The 25172-nt window shown below is 37.4% G+C and carries 22 protein-coding genes; 11 read left to right on the forward strand and 11 right to left on the reverse strand.

Annotated features, from left to right (window positions below; genetic code table 11):
- Nucleotides 1–837 (reverse strand): succinate dehydrogenase cytochrome b subunit, encoded by an 837-nt coding sequence (locus KIH23_RS01890; protein WP_213210953.1) that lies wholly within the window; start codon nt 835–837, stop codon nt 1–3.
- A gap of 229 nt (nt 838–1066) precedes the next feature.
- Here KIH23_RS01890 and KIH23_RS01895 point away from each other — a divergent pair, with 229 nt between their 5' ends.
- The 4 genes from KIH23_RS01895 (at nt 1067) to KIH23_RS01910 (ending at nt 4471) form a co-directional block, all read left to right on the forward strand.
- Entirely contained in the window at nt 1067–1642 is a 576-nt protein-coding gene (locus KIH23_RS01895) for a Crp/Fnr family transcriptional regulator (RefSeq protein ID WP_213210954.1), read from the forward strand.
- A 75-nt stretch (nt 1643–1717) separates the two neighbouring features.
- A complete protein-coding gene (locus KIH23_RS01900; RefSeq protein WP_213210955.1) occupies nt 1718–3010 on the forward strand; it encodes an aminopeptidase P family protein in 1293 nt (430 codons plus the stop codon).
- 9 nt (nt 3011–3019) lie between these two features.
- Entirely contained in the window at nt 3020–3655 is a 636-nt protein-coding gene (locus KIH23_RS01905; RefSeq protein WP_213210956.1) for an FMN-binding negative transcriptional regulator, read from the forward strand.
- A gap of 15 nt (nt 3656–3670) precedes the next feature.
- The gene (locus tag KIH23_RS01910) at nt 3671–4471 is read left to right on the forward strand and encodes an alpha/beta fold hydrolase (RefSeq protein ID WP_213210957.1); all 801 of its coding nucleotides are present in this window, start codon (nt 3671–3673) and stop codon (nt 4469–4471) included.
- On the opposite strand, the gene KIH23_RS01915 is transcribed toward KIH23_RS01910, so the two are convergent.
- From KIH23_RS01915 to KIH23_RS01930, 4 genes are all read right to left on the reverse strand, one after another.
- A complete protein-coding gene (locus tag KIH23_RS01915; protein ID WP_213210958.1) occupies nt 4466–7219 on the reverse strand; it encodes a PD-(D/E)XK nuclease family protein in 2754 nt (917 codons plus the stop codon). The genes KIH23_RS01910 and KIH23_RS01915 overlap by 6 nt on opposite strands.
- A gap of 64 nt (nt 7220–7283) precedes the next feature.
- The gene (locus KIH23_RS01920) at nt 7284–8690 is read right to left on the reverse strand and encodes an OmpA family protein (protein ID WP_213210959.1); all 1407 of its coding nucleotides are present in this window, start codon (nt 8688–8690) and stop codon (nt 7284–7286) included.
- A gap of 133 nt (nt 8691–8823) precedes the next feature.
- Entirely contained in the window at nt 8824–10017 is a 1194-nt protein-coding gene (gene kbl / locus KIH23_RS01925) for a glycine C-acetyltransferase (RefSeq protein WP_213210960.1), read from the reverse strand.
- A gap of 10 nt (nt 10018–10027) precedes the next feature.
- Nucleotides 10028–13183, reverse strand: a complete 3156-nt coding sequence (locus tag KIH23_RS01930) for a UvrD-helicase domain-containing protein (RefSeq protein ID WP_213210961.1) — start codon at nt 13181–13183, stop codon at nt 10028–10030.
- A 130-nt stretch (nt 13184–13313) separates the two neighbouring features.
- On the opposite strand from KIH23_RS01930, the gene KIH23_RS01935 reads away from it, so the two are divergent.
- Nucleotides 13314–13922, forward strand: coding sequence for a superoxide dismutase (locus tag KIH23_RS01935; RefSeq protein ID WP_213210962.1), 609 nt, complete (start codon nt 13314–13316; stop codon nt 13920–13922).
- A 425-nt stretch (nt 13923–14347) separates the two neighbouring features.
- Here KIH23_RS01935 and KIH23_RS01940 read toward each other — a convergent pair whose 3' ends face one another.
- The 4 genes from KIH23_RS01940 to KIH23_RS01955 form a co-directional block, all read right to left on the reverse strand.
- Nucleotides 14348–16246, reverse strand: a complete 1899-nt coding sequence (locus KIH23_RS01940; protein ID WP_213210963.1) for an amidophosphoribosyltransferase — start codon at nt 16244–16246, stop codon at nt 14348–14350.
- A gap of 61 nt (nt 16247–16307) precedes the next feature.
- The gene (locus tag KIH23_RS01945) at nt 16308–17231 is read right to left on the reverse strand and encodes a PfkB family carbohydrate kinase (protein WP_213210964.1); all 924 of its coding nucleotides are present in this window, start codon (nt 17229–17231) and stop codon (nt 16308–16310) included.
- A 62-nt stretch (nt 17232–17293) separates the two neighbouring features.
- A complete protein-coding gene (gene rnhA / locus KIH23_RS01950; RefSeq protein WP_213210965.1) occupies nt 17294–17773 on the reverse strand; it encodes a ribonuclease HI in 480 nt (159 codons plus the stop codon).
- The gene (locus KIH23_RS01955; RefSeq protein WP_213210966.1) at nt 17773–18336 is read right to left on the reverse strand and encodes a phosphoribosylglycinamide formyltransferase; all 564 of its coding nucleotides are present in this window, start codon (nt 18334–18336) and stop codon (nt 17773–17775) included. The genes rnhA and KIH23_RS01955 overlap by 1 nt, the downstream gene beginning before the upstream one ends.
- A gap of 177 nt (nt 18337–18513) precedes the next feature.
- Here KIH23_RS01955 and KIH23_RS01960 point away from each other — a divergent pair, with 177 nt between their 5' ends.
- The 5 genes from KIH23_RS01960 (at nt 18514) to pyk (ending at nt 22967) form a co-directional block, all read left to right on the forward strand.
- Nucleotides 18514–18750 carry an acyl carrier protein gene (locus tag KIH23_RS01960; protein WP_019037482.1) on the forward strand — a complete coding sequence of 79 codons (237 nt, stop codon included), beginning with the start codon at nt 18514–18516 and terminating at the stop codon, nt 18748–18750.
- A 176-nt stretch (nt 18751–18926) separates the two neighbouring features.
- Nucleotides 18927–20180 (forward strand): beta-ketoacyl-ACP synthase II, encoded by a 1254-nt coding sequence (gene fabF, locus KIH23_RS01965; protein WP_213210967.1) that lies wholly within the window; start codon nt 18927–18929, stop codon nt 20178–20180.
- 2 nt (nt 20181–20182) lie between these two features.
- A complete protein-coding gene (gene rnc, locus KIH23_RS01970) occupies nt 20183–20926 on the forward strand; it encodes a ribonuclease III (RefSeq protein WP_249684753.1) in 744 nt (247 codons plus the stop codon).
- Between the two features lie 113 nt (nt 20927–21039).
- Nucleotides 21040–21528 carry an IPExxxVDY family protein gene (locus tag KIH23_RS01975; RefSeq protein ID WP_213210968.1) on the forward strand — a complete coding sequence of 163 codons (489 nt, stop codon included), beginning with the start codon at nt 21040–21042 and terminating at the stop codon, nt 21526–21528.
- A 5-nt stretch (nt 21529–21533) separates the two neighbouring features.
- Nucleotides 21534–22967 carry a pyruvate kinase gene (pyk, locus tag KIH23_RS01980; RefSeq protein WP_213210969.1) on the forward strand — a complete coding sequence of 478 codons (1434 nt, stop codon included), beginning with the start codon at nt 21534–21536 and terminating at the stop codon, nt 22965–22967.
- A gap of 32 nt (nt 22968–22999) precedes the next feature.
- Here pyk and dinB read toward each other — a convergent pair whose 3' ends face one another.
- Nucleotides 23000–24082 carry a DNA polymerase IV gene (dinB, locus tag KIH23_RS01985; RefSeq protein WP_213210970.1) on the reverse strand — a complete coding sequence of 361 codons (1083 nt, stop codon included), beginning with the start codon at nt 24080–24082 and terminating at the stop codon, nt 23000–23002.
- A 76-nt stretch (nt 24083–24158) separates the two neighbouring features.
- On the opposite strand from dinB, the gene KIH23_RS01990 reads away from it, so the two are divergent.
- Complete coding sequence (locus tag KIH23_RS01990; protein ID WP_213210971.1) at nt 24159–24629, forward strand: CYTH domain-containing protein; 471 nt, start codon at nt 24159–24161, stop codon at nt 24627–24629.
- Here the strand turns inward: KIH23_RS01990 and KIH23_RS01995 are convergent.
- Complete coding sequence (locus tag KIH23_RS01995; protein ID WP_213210972.1) at nt 24626–25126, reverse strand: septal ring lytic transglycosylase RlpA family protein; 501 nt, start codon at nt 25124–25126, stop codon at nt 24626–24628. The two genes, KIH23_RS01990 and KIH23_RS01995, sit on opposite strands and share 4 nt — an antisense overlap.
- Nucleotides 25127–25172 lie beyond the last annotated feature (46 nt).

Here is a 25172-nt window from a genome sequence, read left to right on the forward strand (position 1 = left end):
TTAAGCTTTTAAAAAGAAATGAATGTATATCGGGATAATGGCAAACAAGAGCGGAACCACAATAGCAAAACCTTTCCCGAAGGCTTTGATGGTGGGTGTGTATTTGGCGTGATTGAGCCCTAAACTTTGAAAAGCGCTGCTGAATCCGTGTAACAAGTGAAATGACAACACCAACATAGACAGCACATAAAGCAGCGTAAAAATCAATCCGTATTTAGCATCTTTGAAGAAAGCTATTGTGATTTTGTACAAATCTTTATATCCTTCTTTCACTTTAACGTTAGCACCAGCGTCATAAAAATCGGTTCTGTCTTTAATAATAATCATTTTATTATCCACTTGCATTTTAGGCAAATAACCACCGTCAGTTGTTATGTAAAATTCTTGAGACTGACCTTGTGCATTGATGGTAATGGTTTGCAAGGGCATGTTTTTGTCAAAGTGCATTTTAGCCCAAAAGTTCACCATGTGTGTTACAATGAACACCAAAATAATGGTTCCCAAAACCGCCATGTTTCTCGAGGCCCAAGCACTGTTGGCTGATGCATTGCTTTTGGCATATCCTACAGGGCGCGCTGCCTTGTTTTGAATGGTCAACATAATGCCATCAATAGCGTGGAAAATAATCGATAAATAAGTAAGGTAAGATAAAATTTTGACTGCCGGATTTGAAGTCATGAACAAAGCGTATTTGTTGAAGTTAAGCGCATTGTTCGGAACCAGCAGCTGAAGATTCCCTGCTAAGTGGCCACTTAAAAACAAGCATAAAAATAAACCTGTCAGTGCCATCCAATACTTTTTAGCAAGGGAAGACTTTAGAAATGCAGATTTTGCCATAAGATTTGAATAAAATGTTTTAAAAATCAAACAAAAATACACGTATTTGGCATTAACAGCAAGACTTTTTAAGTAATTTATAATGATTATAAAAATAGATTGAACATTCGTCAGAAAATGAAAAAAATCAGAATTTCAATGCTATAAATCAATCGTTTAAAACAAATTTAAAGATGTCTCATTTTGGCTAACTTTGCCCCACAACTACTTTTAATAAAATAAAAACCTTTTGGAAACTGATTTTTTAAAATATCTGAGTGCTTTGGCAGGGACATCAACTCAGTCTGAAATTCTGCTGGATGTTGAAAATTCATTTGGATATTTAGAGCTCAAAAAAAATGATTTTTTAGTTCGCCAAAATGAGATTTGTCCTTATTTTTGCTACCTTGAAAGTGGTATTTTGCAACATTCCGTCTGGGTTGAGGGCGATGAAAAAACAACTTATCTCGCCTTGAAAAATTCGGTTACTTCATCATTAAAAAGTTTCTTGACAGGAATGCCTTCACGCAAAAGCATCAAAGCCATTTTTGATTGCAAACTCAGGGTTCTTGATTTAGAAAACTTTAATCGGTTAAATCAAGAAAATACTGTTTTTAAAGCATTTTACCACCAACTCATCGAACGACAAATTTTTCTCATCGATGATTATCGCATTGATTTGCTTACGCTGAGCCCTGAAGAACGTTATCAAAAACTTTTAGCCAATGAACCCAACTTGATTCAGCAAGTTCCGCTTCATTATTTGTCTTCATTTTTGGGTATTTCATCGCGTCACATGAGCCGAATTCGCAGCCAAATAAAATAACGCCATTTGGCCGATAGCGCTTTGAATTCTTTCTGTACTTTTGAAAAACTTATTATCCTTCAAATTACAGAAATCATGAAATACCATCAAATTGACCGTAACCTTTTTATAAAGAACCGCGCAAAATTTACTGCGCAAATGAAGCCCAACAGCGTAGCGGTTTTTAACTCAAACGATATTTATCCTATTTCGGCCGACAGCACTTTGCCTTTTGCCCAACATCGCGATATTTTTTATTTATCGGGCGTTGACCAAGAAGAAAGCGTTTTGCTTTTGTTTCCGGATGCGCCGTATGAACATCAACGCGAAATGTTGTTTTTGCGCGAAACCAACGAGCATATTGCTATTTGGGAAGGCGAAAAACTCACCAAAGAACACGCTTTTGAAGTCTCAGGTATCAAGACCGTTTATTGGCTCACCGATTTTCATAAAATACTCAATGAAATGATGACTTATGCCGATACGATGTACATCAACACCAACGAACATTATCGCGCAGCGGTTGAGACCGAAACGCGTGAAGATCGTTTTGTGAAATGGTGGAAAGCCAAATATCCGGCGCATCAAGTGGCCAAAAGCAACCCGATTTTGCAGCGTTTGCGCTCGGTAAAAGAAACCGAAGAAATTGCGCTGATTCAACACGCGTGCAACATTACCGAAAAAGGTCTTCGCAGATTGTTGCCTTTTGTAAAACCGGGCGTAGCCGAATATGAAATCGAAGCCGAACTTATTCATGAATTCATCCGCAATCGCTCAAAAGGATTTGCGTATACACCCATTATAGCCTCCGGAAACAATGCCAACGTTTTGCATTACATTGAAAACAATCAAATATGTCAGGCAGGTGATTTGATTTTATTGGATGTGGCAGCAGAATATGCCAATTATTCAAGTGATTTGTCGCGTACGATTCCGGTTTCGGGTCGATATACCCAACGACAAAAAGACGTATATAATGCGGTTTTACGCGTCAAAAACGAAGCAACCAAAATGCTTGTTCCCGGCACACTTTGGAAACAATATCATATCGAGGTTGGCAAACTCATGACTTCAGAATTACTCGGTTTAGGTTTGTTAGACAAGGCCGATGTACAAAATGAAAACCCTGATTGGCCGGCCTATAAAAAGTATTTCATGCACGGAACTTCGCATCATTTAGGTTTGGACACGCATGATTACGGCTTGTTGCACGAACCGATGAAAGCCAACATGGTCTTTACCGTTGAACCGGGAATTTATTTGCCGGCTGAAGGATTTGGCATTCGTCTCGAAGACAATGTTGTGGTTCAAGAAAAAGGCGAGCCTTTGAATTTAATGGCCAACATTCCGATTGAAGCCGACGAGATTGAAAATTTAATGAACGCTTAAACGCATCAAATGTATATTCCGCAAGGCAACCAAATGCAAGACCGCGCAGAGATTCTCGAATTTTTGCGCAGGTTTAGCTTTGCAACTCTGATTACGGTTTTAGATCAGAAACCCATCGCAACGCATTTGCCTTTTTTGATTGAAGAACGAGCAGATGAACTCATCCTTATTTCGCATTTAGCGCTTGAAAATGAGCAATGGAAAACTTTTGCCGAGCAAACTTGTCTGGTGATTTTTTCAGAGCCGCACGCCTATATTTCTCCGTCTTTATACAACAAAGAACTCAATGTGCCCACTTGGAATTATTTGGCTGTACACATGTATGGTCACGCACATATCATACAAGAAACTTCGCAAGTGATGAACCTGCTCAATCAAACGGTTCATCACTACGAAGAAGCTTATGTAGCCCAATGGAATCGATTGCCTGAAGAATATAAAACGCGTTTAGCCAAAGGAATTGTCGCTTTTGAAATTAAAGTAACGGACCTTCAAGCCAAAAAGAAAATCAGCCAAAACAAAACTACCGCAGAGCAAAATAGAATTGCTGATTATCTTTCGAAAAGCGAAAACAGCGGTGAGAAACTCATTGGAACATACATGGATGCTGAGTTGAAAAAAAATTCAAATCATTCAATAAAGTAATATTTTTGCGCCTAAATGAATCAAACTGTGCTCACGCATCGCTATAAAAATATTGACATTGCTTATACAGATTCCGGCAAAGGAACCGCACTGGTTTTAATTCATGGCTTTCTGGAAAATCAACTTATGTGGCAAGAATTAAGCCTGGAGTTGTCCAAAAAACACCGCATCATCACCATCGATTTACTCGGTCACGGCCAAACCGCTTGTTTGGGCTACGTGCATTCTATGGAAGATCAGGCCGATATGGTGCAGGATGTTCTTTCGCATTTACGCATTCGAAAAGCCTCGCTCATTGGGCATTCTATGGGTGGATATGTTGCTTTGGCCTTCGCTGAATTGTATCCTGAAATGGTCAAAGGAATTGTTTTGCTCAACTCAACTTCACTGGCCGATAGCGATGAGCGAAAAACAAACCGCGACCGAGCTATTGCCGCCGTCAAAAAAGATTATACGGCTTTTGTTCGCTTATCAATAGCCAATTTATTTAGCGAAGAAAATCGCGCCCGTTTATCTGCAGAAATTGAACAAGTCAAAGGACAGGCACTCAAAACACCGCTTCAAGGCATCGTGGCGGCTTTAGAAGGCATGAAAATTAGAAATGATCGCGAGGTTTTATTGCATTTTACACCCTATCCGAAGTTGTTGATTTTGGGATTAAAAGATACTGTTTTGTTATATGATGATCAATTAGACCAAATTGAAAAAAGCAATACAGAACTCATCACACTCAGTGGCGGACACATGAGTTATCTTGAAAACAAAGCAGAAACACTCGAAGCTTTTGTGCAATTTCTCAAAAAACACAAACTATAGTTTTTCTTCAAACGGAAGCTCAGGGTTGAAAATCTCTTGTAAGAGGCCAACTATTTCTTGCATAAAATCGGCTAGGAAATGATCGTTGACCATGGTTTGCATTTCTTTTTCAACTTTAAAACCAAAAGGCATAAAACCTGCTTTTAGGTTTTTGAATGAGATGATTCCCGCCTCGAGTTCTTGTGTTTCACTTTGAGGCAAAAACACATACGCATAAAGCAAAATTTGAATGATTTTATCGTTTTTGATGTTTTCTGTCAGGTCATCCCAATAGGAGAGAATCAATTGGTTTTTATCAACTTTTCCGGTTTTGTAATCAATAATCCTTGTGCGTCCGTTGCGTTTTTCAACTCGATCAATATTGCCACTAAAAGTAATACTAATGGGCAATTTCGGGTGCGAAAATTCTCTGGTAAAAGATTGTTCCAAAGCAATAATTTCAAGTTCATCACCTTGTTCAAGCAATTTGATTTCGGCCTGAATAAAGTTGTATACGTTTCGTTTGGCTACTTCAAACGCCAATAAATTTCTACCTTTTTTTATTTCTCCTTCTTTGTAAACTTCTTTGAACTGATTGAGTACTTCCGAGTCAATGAGCGCAAGCTTTTCTTTGAGCGAAGTAACCTCAACTTTTTGACCGATATATGAACTATACAAAACACGGAGCGTTTCATGAATAATGGTTCCGAGCGTATTGAGCGCAATGTTTTCTTCAACTTCATCAACCTCGCCGATGCGGAGAATTTTTCTAAAATAAAAATCCATCGGATTGCGGATGTAACTGTTGAGCACTGAAGGATACAATCCGTTTAAGGCCATTTCTTTGAGCCGCTCGATAATTGATGGCGATTTCGGAACTGACAATGGAGAACGAACTTTTTCAGGAATAGGAGCGCTGTAAATATCGTGTGAAAGTATATGCGAAGGCTGCTTTTCAATTTCTAATTGAGTTATAAAACGGCTCTTCTCGCCAGAATCAAATCCATCACTTTCTGTATTATAGAGCAAAAAAACGTTTTGAGCTCTCTGCAATAGATGGTAAAAATGATACGTATAAATGGCGTCTTTTTCTTTGTAAGTCGGCAATTCATAGCTCATTTTTACATCATACGGAATAAACGATTGTTGTGATTTTCCGGCCGGTAACTTGCCTTCATTTACTGAGGTAATGATAACTGTTTCAAAATCAAGCACTCGGCTCTCAAGAATTCCCATAACCTGTAATCCAGTCAAGGGTTCACCTTCAAAAGAAACCTCTGCCAAGTCAATAATCTGTTTATACATGGCAAACAAACTATCAATCGTTTGTATCTGACCATAGGTTTCTACATAATTATTGAGCTTATTAATTGTTGTAAAAATAGCGTATAAAAAAGCTCTAGTGATATGGTCTTGGGGCTCGTCAGAAAGTTGGTTTCTAATCCATTGAAGCAAATTAGAAACGCGTTCAATAACATCTATCGGATTTTGTTGCCAAGGATCACAGAGTTGGTCAAAAAAAGCATTCGAATCGGGATGCAGTTCTATTAAACGTTTGTGTGTAATAAAAGTATAATTAAGCGCCTTGATTTTCTGAATTAATCTTTGTGATTGAGCGTGTGGTTCAACCAAAGGATGGGTCAAAACATCGAGTAAATCTTTATAGTAAAAAACACAGTGATGTTCCGATCGAGACAATGCGTTTAGGTGCATTTTGAACCATTTATTAACCAGAATTTGCACGGGATTATTTACAGCCGAATAGCCCATGGTTATATTAAGCTTATCAACTTGTGCTGGCAACGAATACAAGAGCGGAATTAAGAGTGTTTCATCACCCAAAACAACTGCTGTTTTGTTCAGATTAAATTCAGGATGCTCCTTTTGTAAGCGTTCAATAATTTGACCAACGATACGCGCTTGTCCAATACTTTTTGCTGTTCCGATGATTTGGATATTCTTTTTGTTTTTGTATTCAGATGAAATCCATTGAATGGGGTTTGATTTGTAATAAGGCCAATTTTGCTTAAATTTTCGGATGAACAATCCTGTTTCATGCGTTGGGTCATTCAAAAAAACTTCATCTATATCCCAATATATCTCAGCTAATTTCTCATGGAGTAAATATTGAACTATTTTCTCTTCAGCCAAATTAAGCGCATTAAAACCCGCAAAAAGAAACCTCTTCTCACAATGATTAAAATGCGCCTGCATCTGATTAACTGCTTGTCTGTAGATAATTCCTTGATATCCTATTTGTTTGGCTTTTAAATGCTTTTGTAATGCGTGATAATACAACGGAAGCGATTTCCAGAAAACAAGGTATTTCTCGATTAAATCGGTTCTTTGCTCAACATTAACCGACCAATGCTCTATGGTTTTGATTTCATCTAAATAACGAAGAATTTTATCTGGATCAAGTAAGTAACGATCAATTTCATTAAAATCTTGTAAAAGTGTTTTGGCCCAATTTGAATACAATTCAAACGATTGTGGCTCATCAGGCGTGACCGAAAGATAAACCTGATAAAACTCAAATAAAAGCTCAATAGTGTCAATCGTTCTGAAACCAGAAATCTCCTGAATGAAATCTTCAATACTGACAATTTCAGGAGACATAATGGTTTGAGTAACTTTGCTTTTTAATGATTGTATCAAAAATATCTTAGCGCGCTTATTGGGCAAAACAACAACTGTTTGCGGAAGATTTGCGCTGTATTTATCAATGAGTAACTGCGCTATTTTGTCTAAGAAAGTTTTTGATGTCATTGTATAAATATAAAAAAAACGCCCCGAAAATTCGAGGCGTTCTATTTGGTTATTTATAAGGAAATTATTTTACCAATTTCACTTCAACACGACGGTTGTTAGCTTTACCAGCTTTAGTTTTGTTAGAGTCAATTGGTTTAGACTCACCAAAACCAGCAGAAGTTAATCTTGAAGCAGCAATACCATTTTCAATCAAATAGTTTTTAACAGCAGCAGCTCTCTCTTCTGACAATTTTTGGTTAGCAGCATCTTTACCATCACTATCTGTATGTCCTTCAATGCTGAAGCTAGAAGAAGGATATTCTTTCAAGATTGCAGCAATTGATTGCAACACTGGGTAAGTTTGTTGTTGGAAAGTTGATTTACCAGAATTGAACAAAATAGTTTTTGCATAAGCATTCAATTTGTTTACTTGCTCTTCAGAAATTTCTGGGCAACCATTGTTGGCAACAGTTCCTTTTACATCAACGCATTTATCGTCTTTGTCAAGAACTCCATCACCATCTGTATCAGGCCAAGGGCAACCACCGTTTTCTTTTGGACCTTTTACTTGAGGGCATTTGTCTGATTTATCAGCAAGACCATCACCATCAGCATCAGGACAACCATTTAAAGCTTTTGGACCAGCTACATCTGGACAAGCATCGTCTTTATCAGCAATTCCATCTGCATCTGCATCTGGGCAACCTTGGAATTCTGCTAAACCAGCAACATCTGGACATGAGTCACTTCCGTCAACAATTCCATCTCCATCAGTATCAGGACAACCTTTGTATTGTTTCAAACCAGCTACATCTGGACAAGCATCATCTTTGTCATAAATGCCGTCTCCATCTGTGTCTTTACCTCCGAACTTGAAGATAAGACCCGCAAAATGCTGCATGTGTGATGGTACATTTGCTTCAGGAATTCTTGAATCTTGATCAAATGAATATTTGTAAGTTGACTGTAATTCAACACCAAACATTTCGCTCAACCAAAAAGTCAAACCTAAACCAGCATTTGCGGTACCAAAACTAGCTTTACCCATTGATGAGTAACCTCCGCCAACATGTGCGCTTGGGTCAAGAACTTTCCATCCGAACAAGTTACCTAAGCTGTATTGTACTTTACCATCGATGGCATAATAGCTTAAATCACCCGGATTAATTACTGTGTAATCTCCTGGAATTGTTGTTCTTGGTTCAACCCAATTTTTAATACGGTTAACAGATCCAGTCACACCAAAAGTGAAACCTTTGTTGATGTGTCTTGATACAGAGATGTAAGAAACTGAAGGTAAAATATTCCAGTTGTCGCTTACATTAAAATACTGAGAGAATTGATCTTCAACTTTTGAAGCAGCACTCACTCTAGTGTCTACAGCATTAGTACCAAAGGAAATTGCCCATGGATTGTTACTGTCTTGTGCTTGTGAGCTCAACCCCATAACCATGGCCACAGCAACAAATAATTTGTTAAGATGTTTCATACTTAAGTTTTGTTAGATTTCAATAATTTGTTCGGCAAAAGTAAGACGTAATTTTTTAACTACAAAATGAAATGTTAAAAAAAAGCCGCTCAAAATCAGCAGTAAAGCCAAATTTAAAACATTTAACACAAATCTAAATAACACCTAATTTTTTTCCGACTTTGGAAAAAGCAGATATTGCTTTGTCTAGATGCTCTTTTGTGTGTGCTGCCGACAATTGTACTCTTATTCTTGCTTTTCCTTGCGGAACCACAGGATAGAAAAAACCGATAACATAAATTCCTTCTTGAAGCAGTTCATCAGCCATAGTTTGTGAGAGTTTAGCATCATATAACATGACTGGAACAATCGCTGAATCACCGTCTATAATATCAAACCCGGCGGTTTTCATTCCTGATTTAAAATAATTTGTATTCGACTCTAACTGATCTCGAAGTGTAGTTTCTTTTTCAAGCAATTCAAAAACTTTTATCGATGCACCTACGATTGAAGGTGCTAATGAATTTGAAAACAAGTACGGCCTTGATCGCTGTCTGAGCATTTCGATAATCTCCTTCTTACCTGTAGTATACCCTCCCATAGCACCACCTAGTGCTTTTCCTAATGTTCCGGTAATGATGTCTACTCGCCCCATCACTTTTTTGGCCTCAAGCGTTCCTTTACCTGTAGCGCCAATGAACCCGGCTGCATGGCATTCATCAACCATTACCATCGCATCATATTGTTCGGCTAAATCACATATTTTGTCCAGCGGCGCGACCAATCCATCCATAGAAAAAACACCATCTGTAACAATCAATTTAAAACGAACACCTGCTTCATTAGCCGCTTTAAGTTGTTGCTCTAGATCGGTCATATCATTATTTTGGTAACGATATCGCTTAGCTTTGCACAAACGAACCCCGTCAATAATAGATGCGTGATTTAAACTATCTGAAATAATTGCATCTTGTTCATCGAGTAACGGTTCAAAAACACCTCCGTTGGCATCAAAAGCTGCAGCATATAAAATGGTGTCTTCAGTTTGGTAAAACTGTGCGATTTTTTGCTCTAGTTTTTTGTGAATGTCTTGAGTACCACAAATAAAACGAACTGACGACATACCGAAACCATGTGTGTCCATATAATCTTTGGCTGCCCGAATAACTTCTGGATGTGAAGACAGACCCAAATAATTATTTGCGCAAAAATTCAAGACTTTTTCACCGGTTGAAATAGTAATTTCTGGACCTTGTGCTGAAGTTATGACGCGTTCTTTTTTGAACAATCCGTTGTTCGAGATATTCTCTAATTCTTGTTTTAGATGTTGTTGAATTTTTCCGTACATAAACTATTTTTTACAAATGTATTATTTCTATATGTTCACCAGTATACACTAAAGCTTTTTTGACAACTCGAACTTGCATAGATTCTATGACTTCTTGATAGTTTTCAATTTGTCGAATGTGTTTTAACTCTTTCTTCCCCGTTTTGTAATCTAAAATAAGATATTCTCCATTTTCATTAACTACTATTCTATCAGGCTTAACAACCTCTTTGTCTGGAGCTAACAATACTTGCTCGTTGAAAGCTTTATTTTTCAGATTAAAATAATCTGCCAATTCCGGATGATGAACTATTCTCTGAACTGTTTCACTTACCATTGACAGCTGGTTTTGTTTAAGTGTTCCGTTACTGAGTGCATTTTGTAAAGCTAATTCAACATCTGTTTTACCATTGACAAAAGACAATACTTCATGAACAACATTTCCAAAGGCGATTGCCTCTTTTAGACGGGTACCCCACAAAACAGATTCCTTTCGGGCAATTTTTACAGAAGATGGTTTTAATCGTTTTTGAGCTATCTCAATTTTGTGTAAAACACCGGGATTATTATTTGGATTTGATTGTCGGATTGGAACTCCAAAATCATACTTTGATTTGGTTGGTTGATAAAGTTGCTGTTGTTCTAAAAATCTAATAAAATAAGAAGCCAAATTGTTTGGATAAGCCCCTTCTTTGTTGGGTTTCATGTGCCGAGAAATAACATACAGTTGTTCCTCGGCTCTAGTAAGGGCAACATACAAAACGTTGATGTTATCTAACAATTCTTCTTGCTTGCGTTGATGATAAACTTGCTGTGCAGAATTTCCAAATCCACTAACGGCTTGAGTGTTATCAATCAAAACTCTTGACAATCCAACTTTTGACTCATCGGCCTCTATCCACAATTTATCGCGCTGAGCAATGCTGTAATTTTCTTCAGCAAATGGCAAAATAACCACCGGAAACTCTAGCCCCTTTGATTTATGAATAGTCATAATTCGCACGGCATTGTTCCCCTCAGGAGACGGAATGCTATATTTCGAGGCGTTTTGACGCCAATGATCTAAGAAATCTGATATGCCTGCTTGTTTATGATAAGCTCGCTCAACAACAATATCTAAAAAGTACTGCACATATGCGTGATTTTGCACAGTAGGAATAAAAACATTAATTATAGCTTCGACAGCTTCATACAGAGGCATTTTTCTTATTTCTTCAAATTTAATTGATATGTCAAATTTAAGCAAAAACCTTTGTATTTCTGAATCCTTTCGCAAGTTCATTGCGTCAGAAACAAAGTCATGAACTTGATTGGCGATCACTTTGCTTTTGGCCAAAAAGAGTAACCATTTAGCTAATGCTTCCAGGTTTTGCTCATTGTCAAGATATTCTAAAACGGCAACCAAAAACTGAACTTCTTCAGCATTTTCTATCAATAACGTTTCAGAAGAAATAATTGGAATCTGATGCTGTGAAAGATAGTTGGCAATTACAACCCCGTGGCTTCTTCGTCGAGTAAGGATGGCTATATCACTATACAAAAAACCCAGATCTTCTATGTCTTGAATTGCTTTTCTGATTTGTTTGCAATAAGCGAGATCCTTATCGCCTTCTTGAACGTCATTGTCATGAATAGTTACATCCTCATCCAGAAAATTCAAATTGACATAGCCTCCTTTTTTTCTGTGAATTTTTTGGGCGCTTTTGTTTTCATACAAATCTTTATAATCCAGATCTTGAAACTCTGAAGACAAAAAGTTAAAAAAACAATTATTGAAAGCTATAACTTCGGAATAGCTCCTGTAATTGGTGTCTAACCAAACCAATTTTTTATCGGGATTGCTAAATGGATTCTCCATTTTGCTTAATGCGATAAACTGCTCGGCCTTGCCCCCTCGCCATCTGTAAATGGATTGTTTTGGGTCACCAACAATCATTAAGCTTCCTTTTTCACCCGCATCGGACTGACTTGACAAGGCATTGTCAATAAGTGGAATCAGATTTTTCCACTGCATTTCAGAGGTGTCTTGAAATTCATCGATAAAAAAATGTCGGTAACGCTCTCCTAACCTTTCGTATATAAATGGCGCTGGCTGATTTTGAATTTCCTTGTGAATTAATGCGTTAAACTCTGCTATTGACAATAAATTTTGTTCTTGCTGAATTTTTTTAAGCTCATCGCTCAATGTATGCAAGAGCGAAAGAGGTGATATGTTTTTTAAGAAAGCTTGATAAAAATCTCGTTGTTCAAACTGCGCATATATGGTTTGTAAAAGCAAAAAAATCTCTGGTAAGATTTGATTAATCCGTTCTCTATAAGGAGTATCTTTATTAATTGAAACCTCATCAATACTGTGATATTTTTTATTTTTCGGATTGTATTTTCGGTCTACGATACTTTGTATATGATTCGGAAAAGTTCCTCTTGAAAATGATTTAAGGTCAATCTCGTGATTTTGCAACAAACCCAAAATTTGACCTGCTAATTCAACTGTCTTTTGTTCAATTTCTTGACAAGACTTTTGAAGTTTTGATTTAATAGCAGTAAAATCTTCCATTTTTATAGAACCGAGTTGTTCAATTTCAGATCTGTTGTTTTCACTATAAATGAGTTTACCGATTTCAAAAATCTCTCGCGTGATATCCCAAGATTTGTCTTCATCAGTTTTTTCAACAGCAAAACCAACCAATAAACGTGTTAAATTGTTTTCTTCTCCGGCCTTAGCAATAATAGAATCAACTGCTTCAGCAATGAGTTCATCAGTATCTAAACTAACTTCGAAAGTTGAGGGAAGCCCTAAATCATGAGCAAATGCTCTAATAACTTTGTGCGTAAACTTATCAATGGTAAGAATATCAAATGCTGCATAATTGTGAATGATGTGCCTAATAATCTGTCGAGCCTTTTGTTTGATTCTTTGTGGTTCGATATTGAGATCCGTTGCTAAGCTTTCTAGCAAATCCAGCATTTTAGAAGACGGTTGCTCTTTTGAAAATTCTGATAAGCTTTGAACTATTCTGTTTTTCATTTCATGAACCGCCTTATTGGTGAAGGTTATAGCAAGTATATTTCTATAAGCATCATTGCGGTCAGATGCAAGAATAATTTTTAAATATTCTCGAACAAGATTGTAGGTTTTTCCTGAGCCGGCTGAAGCGTCATATATTTTAAAAGAAGTGCGTTTCATATCAAATAGCTCACAATTATTTCAAACAATACGAGTTAAATCAGTGCTAATTTTATTGAGCTGTTTTATTTCCAAAGTTAAATTTTTAAATTTGAATAAAATATTTATCCACTTTAAAAACACAAATATTATGGCTTTTGAATTACCAAAATTACCTTATGCCTATGACGCACTCGAGCCTCATATTGATGCCAGAACTATGGAAATCCATCATACCAAACACCACAACGCATATACAACCAATTTGAATGCAGCTATTACAGGAACAGATATGGAAGGAAAAACCATTGAAAACATCCTGATTAATTTAGATAAGAAAAATGCTGCTGTCAGAAATAATGGTGGTGGTTTCTATAACCACAATTTATTTTGGTTGGTTATGTCACCAAATGGTGGTGGATTACCATCAGGTGATTTACTTCACGCTATAGAAAGAGATTTTGGAACCTTTGACGAATTTAAAGCTCGTTTCGCTAAGGCCGGAGCTACCCAATTTGGATCAGGTTGGGCGTGGCTTTGTGTTCATAAAGGTGGAAAACTTGAAGTCTGTAGTACGGCTAATCAAGACAACCCACTCATGCCTGAAGTTGGTTGTGGTGGTACTCCGATTTTAGGGATGGATGTTTGGGAACACGCTTATTACCTCAACTATCAAAACAGACGACCGGATTACATTGAAGCTTTCTTTAATGTTATTAATTGGACAGAAGTTTCTAGAAGGTATGCTGTAGAGAAGTAATCTTAATTCCTAGTTATTAATGTAAGAGTCGGTTTTTAGCCGGCTCTTTTTATTTGCGGTGTATTTTAAATAAAAAAGGTGAAGATTGCTCTTCACCCTTTTTGCCCCAAATCTACCATAAAGCTTAAACCTACTAAATTATGGTAGTGTAAAGCTAACAGAAATTGTTAATAACTATCGCCGTATTCGTCAAATATATTGGAAATAGAAGCAAATGCGAGTGAATAGCCCAACCTTAAATGGTTGATAACTCAGAATAAAAATAAAAAAGGTGAAGATTACTCTTCACCCTTTTTGCCCCAAATCTACCATAAACTTAACCTACTAATGCTATGGTTCTCCAAAAGTATAGCAGACTTGTATTATCGACAAATAAATTAGACGAAATACCGCAAAACTCGATAAAATGCTTAAAGAGCTCATTTTTAGTAGGCTCTGGCATCATTTCCTTCATAGAAATTGATAAATGCCTTGTTGACAACTCGATTGCCTCCAGGTGTAGGATAATCTCCAGTAAAGTACCAATCTCCAGCATTTTTCGGACATGCTTTATGTAAATGTTCAACGGTTTGAAAGATTACTTTTACCTCAGCATTAATATCTGACGAGACCAACATTTGTGCAATCTTATCTGAAATTTCTTGGTCGGTAAAAGAATCGTAAATGGCTTTTACTTCATTTTTAATTTCAGAATCTTTTAGAAACTCTTGTTTCTTGCATTTTTGATAAATTTCATCAACTACCGAATAAGCATTTCGCTCGCGTAATAGTGCCAATGCCGCTTGAAATGCTACCAACCCCTCTAATTTGGCCATATCAATACCATAACAATCAGGATATCTAATTTGTGGCGCTGATGAAACAATTACGATTCGCTTAGGTTTGAGTCGATCCATCATTTTCAGGATACTTTTCTTTAAAGTAGTTCCGCGTACAATACTATCATCTATAATAACCAAATTGTCTGTTGGCTTGATTACACCATAAGTAACATCATACACATGGGCAACTAAATCATCTCGACTACTATCTTCTGTAATAAAAGTGCGCAGTTTAACATCTTTAATCGCTATTTTTTCTGTTCGAATTTTAACCGACAATATTTGCTCTAACTTTTCTTTGGTTAAAGTTTTTCGGTTGTTTAGGATGTATTGATTTTTGTGCTGATTCAAATAATCGTTTGCGGCCTCTACCATTCCGAAAAATGAAGTTTCTGCCGTATTTGGAATGTATGAAAAAACGGCATTCTCAGTATCGTAATCAACCGCTTTTAAAACATCTTGAATCAAAAGCTGGCCTAACATCTTTCGTTCTTGATAAATCTCAGCATCACTTCCGCGCGAAAAATAGATGCGCTCAAACGAACACGCTTTTTTCTCGGTAGGTTCTATGATTTGTTCTTGGGTAACTTGTCCGTTTTTCTTAATAATAATAGCATGACCGGGTTCGAGTTCACAAACCGAATCAAAATCTACATTAAAAACAGTTTGAATGACAGGTCGCTCTGAAGCTACCACCACTATTTCATCATCTTCATAAAAATAAGCCGGACGAATCCCTGCCGGATCTCTGAACACAAAAGCATCACCGTGCCCAAATAGTCCGGCCATCGCATAACCGCCATCCCAACCTCGTGAAGCTCGTTTGAGAATTTTAGCAATGTCTAATTTGCTTGCAATCACAGATGAAGCCTCACGCTTAGACAATCCGTTGCTTTTACATTCTTGATAAAGTTCGGTAACTTCATCATCCAGAAAATGTCCAATTTTTTCCATCACAGTCACCGTGTCGGTCATCTCTTTCGGGTGCTGACCGAGTTCAACCAGACTATTAAACAACTGTGTTGCATTGGTCATATTGAAATTTCCCGCCACAATCAGGTTTCTGTGCATCCAATTGTTTTGGCGTAAAAACGGATGAACACTTTCAATGCTGTTTTTACCAAAAGTTCCGTAGCGAACATGGCCTAAAAACAATTCTCCTATGTATGGAAGGTTCTCCTTTTGCCAATCAACATCTTGACCAATTTCAGGATTTGATTGTAAATCATCATTCAATCGCTGATTGATTTGGGTAAAAATATCTTGAATGGGCTGCGGATCATTCGATCGAATTCGACTGATGTATCGCTGGCCCGGTAAAACATCTAATTTAATTGATGCCAAACCAGCTCCGTCTTGGCCTCGGTTGTGCTGCTTTTGCATGAGCAAATACATTTTCTGAATTCCGTAAAACGCAGAACCATATTTATCTTTATAAAACTGCAATGGCTTCTTGAGTCGAAGCAAAGCAATTCCGCATTCGTGTTTTAGAGCGTCGCTCATAATATTGAGTTGTGTGTGTTGTGTTAAAAAAAATGCCCCGAAATTTCGAGGCACTTGTATCTTATAATTCTATATCAAATTGTGTGAGGGCTTTGAATTGTTTTAGTCGCTCTTTGACCTCGGCATGCTGAAGATTTACCATGCGCTCAGTTCCAAATTTTTCAACACAAAACGAAGCTAAATTTGAGCCTTGAATAATGGCTTGTTTCATATTGTCAAATGATACGTTTTCGCTTTGGGTAATGAATCCGGCAAAACCTCCGGCAAAAGTATCGCCTGCACCTGTCGGGTCAAAAACTTCTTCAAGCGGTAAAGCCGGTGCGAAAAACACTTCTTTGTTGTGAAAAAGCAAAGCTCCGTGTTCGCCTTTTTTAATCACCACATATTTAGGGCCCATGGTGTGAATTTTAGCTGCAGCTTTTACAAGTGAATACTCACCTGACAACTGACGTGCTTCTTCATCATTGATGGTAATTACATCGATGCGTTTCATTACGTCCAAAAGTTCAGCAAGTGCGCAATCCATCCAAAAATTCATGGTGTCCAGCACTACCAATTTAGGTTTGTGTGATAACTGATCTAATACGCTGCTTTGAACCAGCGGATGCAAATTGCCCAACATAACCACATCGGCATCTTTAAAATGCTCCGGAACTTTAGGTTGAAAATCGGCTAGTGTATTGAGCTCAGTTACAAGTGTATCCCGTGAATTTAAATCGTTGTGGTATTTTCCCGCCCAGAAAAAAGTCTTTCCGCCTTGAACAATTTCAAGTCCAGTAACATCTATGTTTCTAGCGGTAAGCAAATCAATATACTCTTGTGGAAAATCGTCTCCAACTACTGATACAATTGCTGATTTTAAGTTGAAATGAGAAGCTGAGAGTCCAATATAAGTACCCGCTCCGCCTAAGATTTTGTCTGTCTTCCCGAAAGGTGTTTCAATAGCGTCAAACGCAACGGTTCCAACAATAAGTAATTTATTCATTCTTTCTTTACTATGATTAAAGGCGCAAAGATAGGCCGAAAGTTTTAGAGTTGCAATCAAATTTAAAACATGCCCGAATCTTCGTTTTCATATTGATGATCAATAGATAATTTTGGCAGTTGCGATGCCATGACAGCCAATTGATCGCAGCGCTCATTCTGAGGATGGCTGTTGTGGCCTTTGATCCATTTGAAATCAACATGATGCTGCCGGTACACTTTTAAGAAACGCATCCACAAGTCTGGATTTTTTTTACCTTTAAAACCCGTCTTTTCCCAGCCAAAAACCCATTTTTTTCCAACCGAATCTACTACATATTTTGAATCAGAAACGACTAAGACTTTGGTTCCTTTGTTCTTGAGCTTTTCAAGTCCTACAATGACTGCAAGTAATTCCATTCGGTTGTTGGTTGTATGCCTAAAGCCTTCGTAGAATTCTTTGTAGTATGTTGTTCCTGCCTGTTGTAAAATCACACCATAACCACCATTTCCGGGGTTTCCCTTGGCTGCGCCATCGGTGTAAATAAATACTTCGTAATGCATTAAACAACTGATTTTAAAATACTTTCAATAACACTTGGGAAGTAATCATATTCTAATTGATGCACTTTTTGAGCAATTTCATCTACCGATGTACAATCAACAATAGAAACTTCTTTTTGAAAAATAATGGCGCCTTCATCATATTTTTCGTTGACATAATGAATAGTAATACCGGTGGATTTTTCGAGATTATCAAAAACTGCCTGATGAACATGATGTCCGTACATTCCCTTTCCTCCGTATTTGGGCAGTAGAGCTGGATGAATGTTAACTGTAATGTATTTTGTTAAAATATCTTTGGGAAACATCCATAAAAAGCCCGCCAACACAATCAAATCGGGTTTGATTTGATCAATTTGAATTAGTAATTTTCCCGAATTCTGTTCTTCTTTAGTAAAAATGACACAGCGAACTGATGCGTTTCTAGCTTTTTCAATAACGCCTGCATTTGGGTTATTCGTAAAAATTGCCTCAACACAAACATTTTGACTTGTTGAGAAATAATGAATGATGTTCTCGACATTAGTTCCCGAACCTGAGGCAAAGAGTACAATTTTTTTCATTTAACAATATAGTGAAATCAAGTACAAATGAAAGAATAATTAGTCAGATTTGCGTCTAGATAATTCTTATGCTCAAAATTATTTTTCAATTCTTCTGCACATTTATTAACTAAATCATGGTTTTAAAATAAAGTTTTTTATTTTTGCCAACAATTTAAATTCTAAAATTAAAAGATTATGTCAGACATTGCATCACGAGTTAAAGCGATTATCGTAGACAAATTAGGAGTTGACGAAAACGAAGTTGTAACAGAAGCAAGCTTCACTAACGATTTGGGAGCTGACTCATTAGACACTGTTGAGCTTATCATGGAATTCGAAAAAGAATTTGACATTCAAATTCCAGACGACCAAGCAGAAAACATCTCTACAGTTGGTCAAGCTATTTCTTATATTGAAGAAGCTAAAAAATAATAATATTTATCACCCGTAAGACTCGTTTTACGGGTGTTATTATTTTTGTAATTGATTACCTGATTGCATATCAATCAACAATATTTGTAATACCCGTGTCTTTCTATGATGGAAATCCTCTAAGAAACATTTGGGTATTATTTGTTTAAAATCAAACCATCTAATATACAATTTATATGGCATTAAAGCGAGTCGTAGTAACAGGTTTAGGCGCATTAACCCCAATCGGAAACAACATTCAGGAGTACTGGAACGGATTGGTCAATGGTAAAAGCGGAGCAGCCCCTATTACCTATTATGATACCGAAAAGCACAAAACCAAATTTGCGTGTGAGGTTAAAAACTTCAATATTGAAGATTTTATCGATCGAAAAGAAGCCCGTAGAATGGACAAGTTTGCTCAGTATGCCATTGCTGCTAGTGAAGAAGCCATTAAAGATGCTGGGATTACTGACGAAAATGTAAATAAAAATCGAGTTGGTGTTATTTGGGGCGCTGGAATTGGTGGTCTTGAAACTTTTCAAGAAGAGGTAATCACATACGCTAAAGGAGATGGAACCCCAAGATTTAACCCGTTTTTTATCCCAAAAATGATTGCCGATATTGCTCCTGCTCACATTTCTATGCGCAATGGCTTTATGGGCCCAAATTATACTACTGTTTCTGCTTGTGCCTCATCAGCCAACGCTCTTATCGATGCCTTTAACTATCTGCGTTTAGGCATGTGCGATGTTATCATATCCGGAGGTTCAGAAGCCGCAGTAACCATTGCGGGTATGGGCGGATTTAACTCTATGCAGGCTCTGTCTACCAGAAACGAAAGTCCAGAAACGGCTTCAAGACCATTTGATGCTACACGAGACGGATTCGTTTTAGGTGAAGGTGCCGGTGCTTTGGTTCTTGAAGAATATGAGCATGCTAAAGCCCGAGGTGCAAAAATATATTGTGAAGTAGGGGGTGGCGGAATGTCATCAGACGCATACCACTTAACCGCTCCTCATCCGGAAGGCATCGGAGTAATTGCTGTAATGCAAAATTGTTTAAAAGATGCCGGAATGACTCCAGACCAAGTAGACCACATCAACACACATGGAACATCAACCCCGCTGGGAGATGTTGCTGAGCTAAAAGCCATTAGTGCCGTTTTTGGTTCGCATGCAAAAACCATGAATATTAATTCAACCAAATCCATGACTGGCCACCTATTGGGTGCTGCCGGTGCCATTGAGGCAATTGCTTCAATTTTAGCTATGCAAAATGGAATCGTGCCACCAACCATCAATCATAGTGTTGTTGATGAAAATATTGATCCTGAGTTGAATTTAACATTAAACATTGCTCAAAAACGCGAAGTGAATGTTGCTATGAGTAATACTTTCGGATTTGGAGGGCATAATGCCTGTCTATTATTCAAAAAATTGAAAGACTAACTTTGAAAAAGATTTTTCAAAAAATATTCAAAAACTCCCGTTCCCATCAAGACGGGAGTTTTTTTAATGAGCTTGAAAAAATGCTTGGTTTTAAACCGAATGATTTAAGCATTTATCAACGTGCTTTTACCCATAGATCGGCCAGCAAAATAGATGAGAAAGGCAATCCTATCAATTATGAGCGACTTGAATTTTTAGGTGACGCTATGCTAAGTTCGGTAATTGCAGCTCATTTGTTCAACCAAGTTCCGCATGGTGATGAAGGTTATTTAACCAAAATGCGTTCAAAAATTGTAAGCCGAGACCATTTAAACGAACTTGGCCGAGACTTAAATCTGATTGGTTTTATTGACAGCAAAGTTCCAACTTCCCACTTTGGTGAAAACATCCACGGAAATATATTTGAAGCACTTATTGGAGCCATTTATCTCGATTTAGGATATGGCTTTTGTGAAAAGTTCATTAACCATCGTGTGATTATACCTTATGTAGATATCCCAAAACTTGAGGGTAAAGTCATCAGCTATAAAAGTCTGCTTATAGAATGGTGTCAAAAAGAAAAAAAATCTTTTCATTACGATGTTTTTGACGATAATGCCATCACAGGAGAAAGGCTTTTTGGTGTAAAATTAAGTATTGACCATAAAATTGTCGCCAAAGCACGCGCAACATCTAAAAAGAAAGCCGAAGAAAAGGCTTCACAACGCGCTTATTTTGCTTTTCAAAACAAGATTGATGCTAAATAATTGAAACTTCTTAAAACTATAACGTTTTCGTTATCAAATTCTAGTTAAACCCTGATTTTTTTAGCTTTTTTGTAATAGAGATGTTTTATATTTACAGCTGATTTTTGTTGCATATGGCCGTTTTAAAGCTGCATTTAGATGAATTTGATCAGGTTGATTATGACCTAATCGCTATCCATTCGTCACTTGAAGATTATAGACTAGCCTATTTCATCAATCAAACATTACCCGTAAACTTAAGCAAGTCAACCGATGAGGTGGGCATTTTAGTTAAAGAAGGTGAAGCTTTCTTTTCAAAGTTTATTTACGACGATCAAACACACGATATTCAATGGTGTTTGATTCCAAACCAAACTGACATTAGTACCGCAGCACAGGATCGCAAAAACGGACTTTTTGGAACTGCCGAATGGGAAGTTTTCAGAAAAGTACATTTAATTTCTGAACTTAAACGTGTAGATTATTTCTTAAAAATAGAAAACAATCACGGTTATTTTTCGATACCTAAAATGGTCACAGGCCTAAAATCAATAGACAGAATATCAACAGTTTATGCTGTTGATCCTGAAAATATTAAATCTAAAAACAATTTAATTTTTTAATAAAAATGCCAACCAATAAAAAAACCAAAATTGTAGCCACCCTTGGCCCGGCTTGTAGTGAGCGCGAAGTGCTCAAAAAAATGATTGACGCTGGGGTGAACGTATTTAGAATCAACTTTTCACATGCAGACTATACCGATGTAAAACAAAAAATTGATTTGATTAAAGGGCTCAATGAAGAATTTGGCTACACTACCGGAATCTTGGCTGATCTACAAGGGCCAAAGTTGCGTGTAGGTGTCATGAAAGAAGATGTGGTGGTACACGATGGCGATTTAATCACATTTCAAACCGCTGAAGACGTTCCGGGAACTGCTCAGCGCGTGTACATGAATTACAAAGAATTTCCAAAAGATGTCAAGCCTGGTGAACGCATCTTGCTTGATGACGGAAAACTAATATTTGAAGCAGTTTCAACCGACAAAAAAACCGAAGTGGTTTGTAAGGTAATTCAAGGCGGGCCACTTAAATCTAAAAAAGGAGTAAACCTGCCCAACACCAAAGTTTCATTGCCTGCTTTGACCAAAAAAGATATCAAAGACGCTGAATTTGCCATTAGTGAACAAGTCGATTGGATTGCGCTTTCATTTGTGCGTACGCCTGAAGATTTAATGGAATTACAAGAGCTTATTTCAAAGCATTCAAAGCATAAAATTCCGATTATCGCCAAAATTGAAAAGCCAGAAGGTGTTGCCAATATTGACAAAATTGTAGCCTATTGCGATGGTCTTATGGTTGCACGTGGCGATTTGGGTGTTGAAGTTCCGGCGCATGAAGTTCCGCTGATTCAGAAAAAATTGGTTAACAGAGCCAAAACAGCACGTATTCCGGTGATTATTGCCACACAAATGATGGAAACCATGATTACAAGCCTCACACCAACTCGTGCTGAAGTAAATGATGTAGCCAACTCTGTGATGGATGGTGCCGATGCGGTCATGCTTTCAGGCGAAACATCAGTGGGTAATTATCCGGTTCAGGTTATTGAAAAAATGACCCAGATTATTGAATCAGTTGAAGACTCACCCCTGATTCAGGTGCCACAAAATACACCGCAAATCAAAACCAAACGTTTTATTACCAAAACTATTTGTCATCATGCTGCTACCATGGCTAATGTTATTAAAGCCAAAGCTATTTGCACCTTGACCAATAGTGGATACACCGCATTTCAGATTTCAGCTTGGAGACCATCAGCACATATTTTAGTTTTTACTTCAAACAAAAACATTCTCACACAGCTCAATTTGCTTTGGGGCGTGAAATCGTTCTATTACGATAAGTTTGTTAGTACTGATGATACCGTTACAGATATCAACGAAATAGCCAGAGAAAAAGGCTTTGTTGAAAAAGGAGATTTTCTCATCAACCTAGCCGCAATGCCGGTTTCTGACAAAGGAATGGTCAACACTCTGAGAGTTTCTGAAATAGAAAAATAAACTACAACCTCCGCTTTTAAACGGAGGTTTTTTTAAAACTCAAATTTGAGTTGTACCACGACCGTCTTTTTGACTTCGGTGTTGAGATTACTCAGCGAAATTCCCAAAAGCCGGACAGAGTTTTTCATGCGTTCTTGTAAGAGCAATTCTTTGCTGGTCTCAAAAAGCAGTGCTTTATCAGAAATAAAATAAGGCAACGTTTTACTGCGCGTTTGGAGCGTAAAATCGCTGTATTTAATTTTGAGCGTCACTGTTTTGCCCGCTATCTGATATTTTTTCAATCTGCGTTCAAGCTCAGCGGCTGTTTTTTCAAGCTTCTCAAGCATAAAAATCTCTGAAGTCAGATTCTCTGAAAAGGTATGTTCTGCGGCCACTGATTTAGCTAAACGTTCAGGTTTTACTTCACTTAAATGAATTCCGCGCACCACATTGTAGTAGAATTTACCAGACTTCCCAAAGTTGTTCTCAAGAAAGTCTAACGGTTTGTTTTTGAGATCTAAACCTGTAAAAATGCCTAAACTATACATACGCTCGGCAGTAACTTTGCCAACACCGTAAAATCTTTTAATCGGTAGTTGTTCTAAAAAAGAAATAACCTCTTCAGGACCTACCGTTTTTTGTCCGTTGGGTTTGTTGTAATCTGAAGCTACTTTGGCCACAAATTTATTAATGGATATTCCTGCTGATGCGGTAAGCCCGGTTTCATCAAAAATGCGCTGTCTGATTTCTGAGGCAATTAATGTAGCGCTTGGATTTCCTTTTTTATTATTCGTTACATCGAGGTAGGCTTCATCAAGCGATAGTGGTTCGACCAAATCAGTAAACTCAAAAAATATCTTTCTGATTTTAAGTGAAATTTCTCGGTATCTTTCAAATCGTGGACGGACAAAAACTAAATTGGGGCAATTTTTTTTGGCCAAATACCCGCTCATCGCACTTCGGACGCCAAATTTACGTGCTTCATAACTCGCCGCTGAAACTACACCTCGGGCCTCCCCACCGCCCACTGCTATAGGCTTTCCACGTAACAAAGGATTGTCCATTTGCTCAACAGATGCATAAAACGCATCCATATCTACATGAATGATTTTACGATTACTAAGCAGATTTTCCATTTCAGAGAAGTAATGAATCAAGCAACTAAAGATAATTGTAATATCTTTGAAAATAAAGTACTTTATCTGTTAAATCATGTTTGAAATAGAAAGAAAATTCTTGGTTAAATCTGAAGCTTTTTTACAACAGGCAACTTCACATCAACTCATCGCACAAGGATACTTGAATTCAAATCCAGACAGAACCGTTCGCATCAGAATTGCCTCAGAACGAGGAATTATTACGATTAAAGGAAAAAGCAATAGCTCTGGAACCACACGTTTCGAGTGGGAAACAGAAATTTCCCTAATCGATGCAATACCACTGTTAGCTTTGTGTGAAAGTGGTGTCATTCACAAAAAAAGATATACAATTCCAGTTGGGAAACACACCTATGAAGTAGATGTTTTTGAAGGAGAAAATGAAGGCCTCATCTTAGCTGAAATAGAACTCAAAACTGAAAATGAATCTTACGAAAAACCTGATTGGTTGGATAAAGAAGTTACTGGTGACGATAGATACTATAATTCATATTTAAGCCACCATCCTTATAAAAATTGGGACTAGTAAACTTCTTCTATTTTAACGCGCATACTACCACTGTTCTTATTGGGAGCGATCTCCATAAAGGCTTTTCTAGACAGGTCTATTTCACGACCTCGTGAAAAAGGACCGCGATCGGTTACTTCAACAAATACTGACTTTCCAGTTTCTTCGTTGGTAACTCGCAAAATAGTTCCGAAGGCAAATTTGCGGTGAGCCGCACTGTATTTGTTATTGTCAAAACGCTTTCCGCTAGCAGTACGCCTACCGTTAAACTTATTAGCATAATATGAAGCGTGTACATCTTTTTTGTACAATTTGTATTTACCCTTTACAGCGATAACAGTATCATTAAAGACAATTTCCGGTTGAACTAGCGGAATTTTGTCTTTACTGACCGTATCTTTGACCGCAGCTGTGGTTGAAACTGTATTTTTGGCTTTATCTTTTGAATTTACCGCTTGAGCAAACCCAGTATAAAAACCACTTAACAGCAAAACTATGACTAGCGTATGTTTCATTTTATCGTTTTTGGGTGGAATCTCAGGTTTAAAAACCTAAACAGAC

This window comes from Flavobacterium sp. CYK-55 (assembly GCF_018413465.1).
In the GTDB taxonomy this organism is placed as follows: Bacteria; Bacteroidota; Bacteroidia; order Flavobacteriales; family Flavobacteriaceae; genus Flavobacterium.

Bases quoted from the DNA above. Each gene is read 5' to 3' on its own strand.
- KIH23_RS01995 (WP_213210972.1), bottom strand. From the start codon at position 25,126: ATGAAACATACGCTAGTCATAGTTTTGCTGTTAAGTGGTTTTTATACT.
- KIH23_RS01990 (WP_213210971.1), top strand. From the start codon at position 24,159: ATGTTTGAAATAGAAAGAAAATTCTTGGTTAAATCTGAAGCTTTTTTA.
- KIH23_RS01975 (WP_213210968.1), top strand. From the start codon at position 21,040: ATGGCCGTTTTAAAGCTGCATTTAGATGAATTTGATCAGGTTGATTAT.
- KIH23_RS01940 (WP_213210963.1), bottom strand. From the start codon at position 16,246: ATGAGCGACGCTCTAAAACACGAATGCGGAATTGCTTTGCTTCGACTC.
- KIH23_RS01890 (WP_213210953.1), bottom strand. From the start codon at position 837: ATGGCAAAATCTGCATTTCTAAAGTCTTCCCTTGCTAAAAAGTATTGG.
- KIH23_RS01910 (WP_213210957.1), top strand. From the start codon at position 3,671: ATGAATCAAACTGTGCTCACGCATCGCTATAAAAATATTGACATTGCT.
- KIH23_RS01960 (WP_019037482.1), top strand. From the start codon at position 18,514: ATGTCAGACATTGCATCACGAGTTAAAGCGATTATCGTAGACAAATTA.
- kbl (WP_213210960.1), bottom strand. From the start codon at position 10,017: ATGTACGGAAAAATTCAACAACATCTAAAACAAGAATTAGAGAATATC.
- KIH23_RS01935 (WP_213210962.1), top strand. From the start codon at position 13,314: ATGGCTTTTGAATTACCAAAATTACCTTATGCCTATGACGCACTCGAG.
- fabF (WP_213210967.1), top strand. From the start codon at position 18,927: ATGGCATTAAAGCGAGTCGTAGTAACAGGTTTAGGCGCATTAACCCCA.
- dinB (WP_213210970.1), bottom strand. From the start codon at position 24,082: ATGGAAAATCTGCTTAGTAATCGTAAAATCATTCATGTAGATATGGAT.
- KIH23_RS01900 (WP_213210955.1), top strand. From the start codon at position 1,718: ATGAAATACCATCAAATTGACCGTAACCTTTTTATAAAGAACCGCGCA.
- KIH23_RS01930 (WP_213210961.1), bottom strand. From the start codon at position 13,183: ATGAAACGCACTTCTTTTAAAATATATGACGCTTCAGCCGGCTCAGGA.
- KIH23_RS01945 (WP_213210964.1), bottom strand. From the start codon at position 17,231: ATGAATAAATTACTTATTGTTGGAACCGTTGCGTTTGACGCTATTGAA.
- KIH23_RS01905 (WP_213210956.1), top strand. From the start codon at position 3,020: ATGTATATTCCGCAAGGCAACCAAATGCAAGACCGCGCAGAGATTCTC.
- pyk (WP_213210969.1), top strand. From the start codon at position 21,534: ATGCCAACCAATAAAAAAACCAAAATTGTAGCCACCCTTGGCCCGGCT.
- KIH23_RS01920 (WP_213210959.1), bottom strand. From the start codon at position 8,690: ATGAAACATCTTAACAAATTATTTGTTGCTGTGGCCATGGTTATGGGG.
- KIH23_RS01915 (WP_213210958.1), bottom strand. From the start codon at position 7,219: ATGACATCAAAAACTTTCTTAGACAAAATAGCGCAGTTACTCATTGAT.
- rnhA (WP_213210965.1), bottom strand. From the start codon at position 17,773: ATGCATTACGAAGTATTTATTTACACCGATGGCGCAGCCAAGGGAAAC.
- KIH23_RS01955 (WP_213210966.1), bottom strand. From the start codon at position 18,336: ATGAAAAAAATTGTACTCTTTGCCTCAGGTTCGGGAACTAATGTCGAG.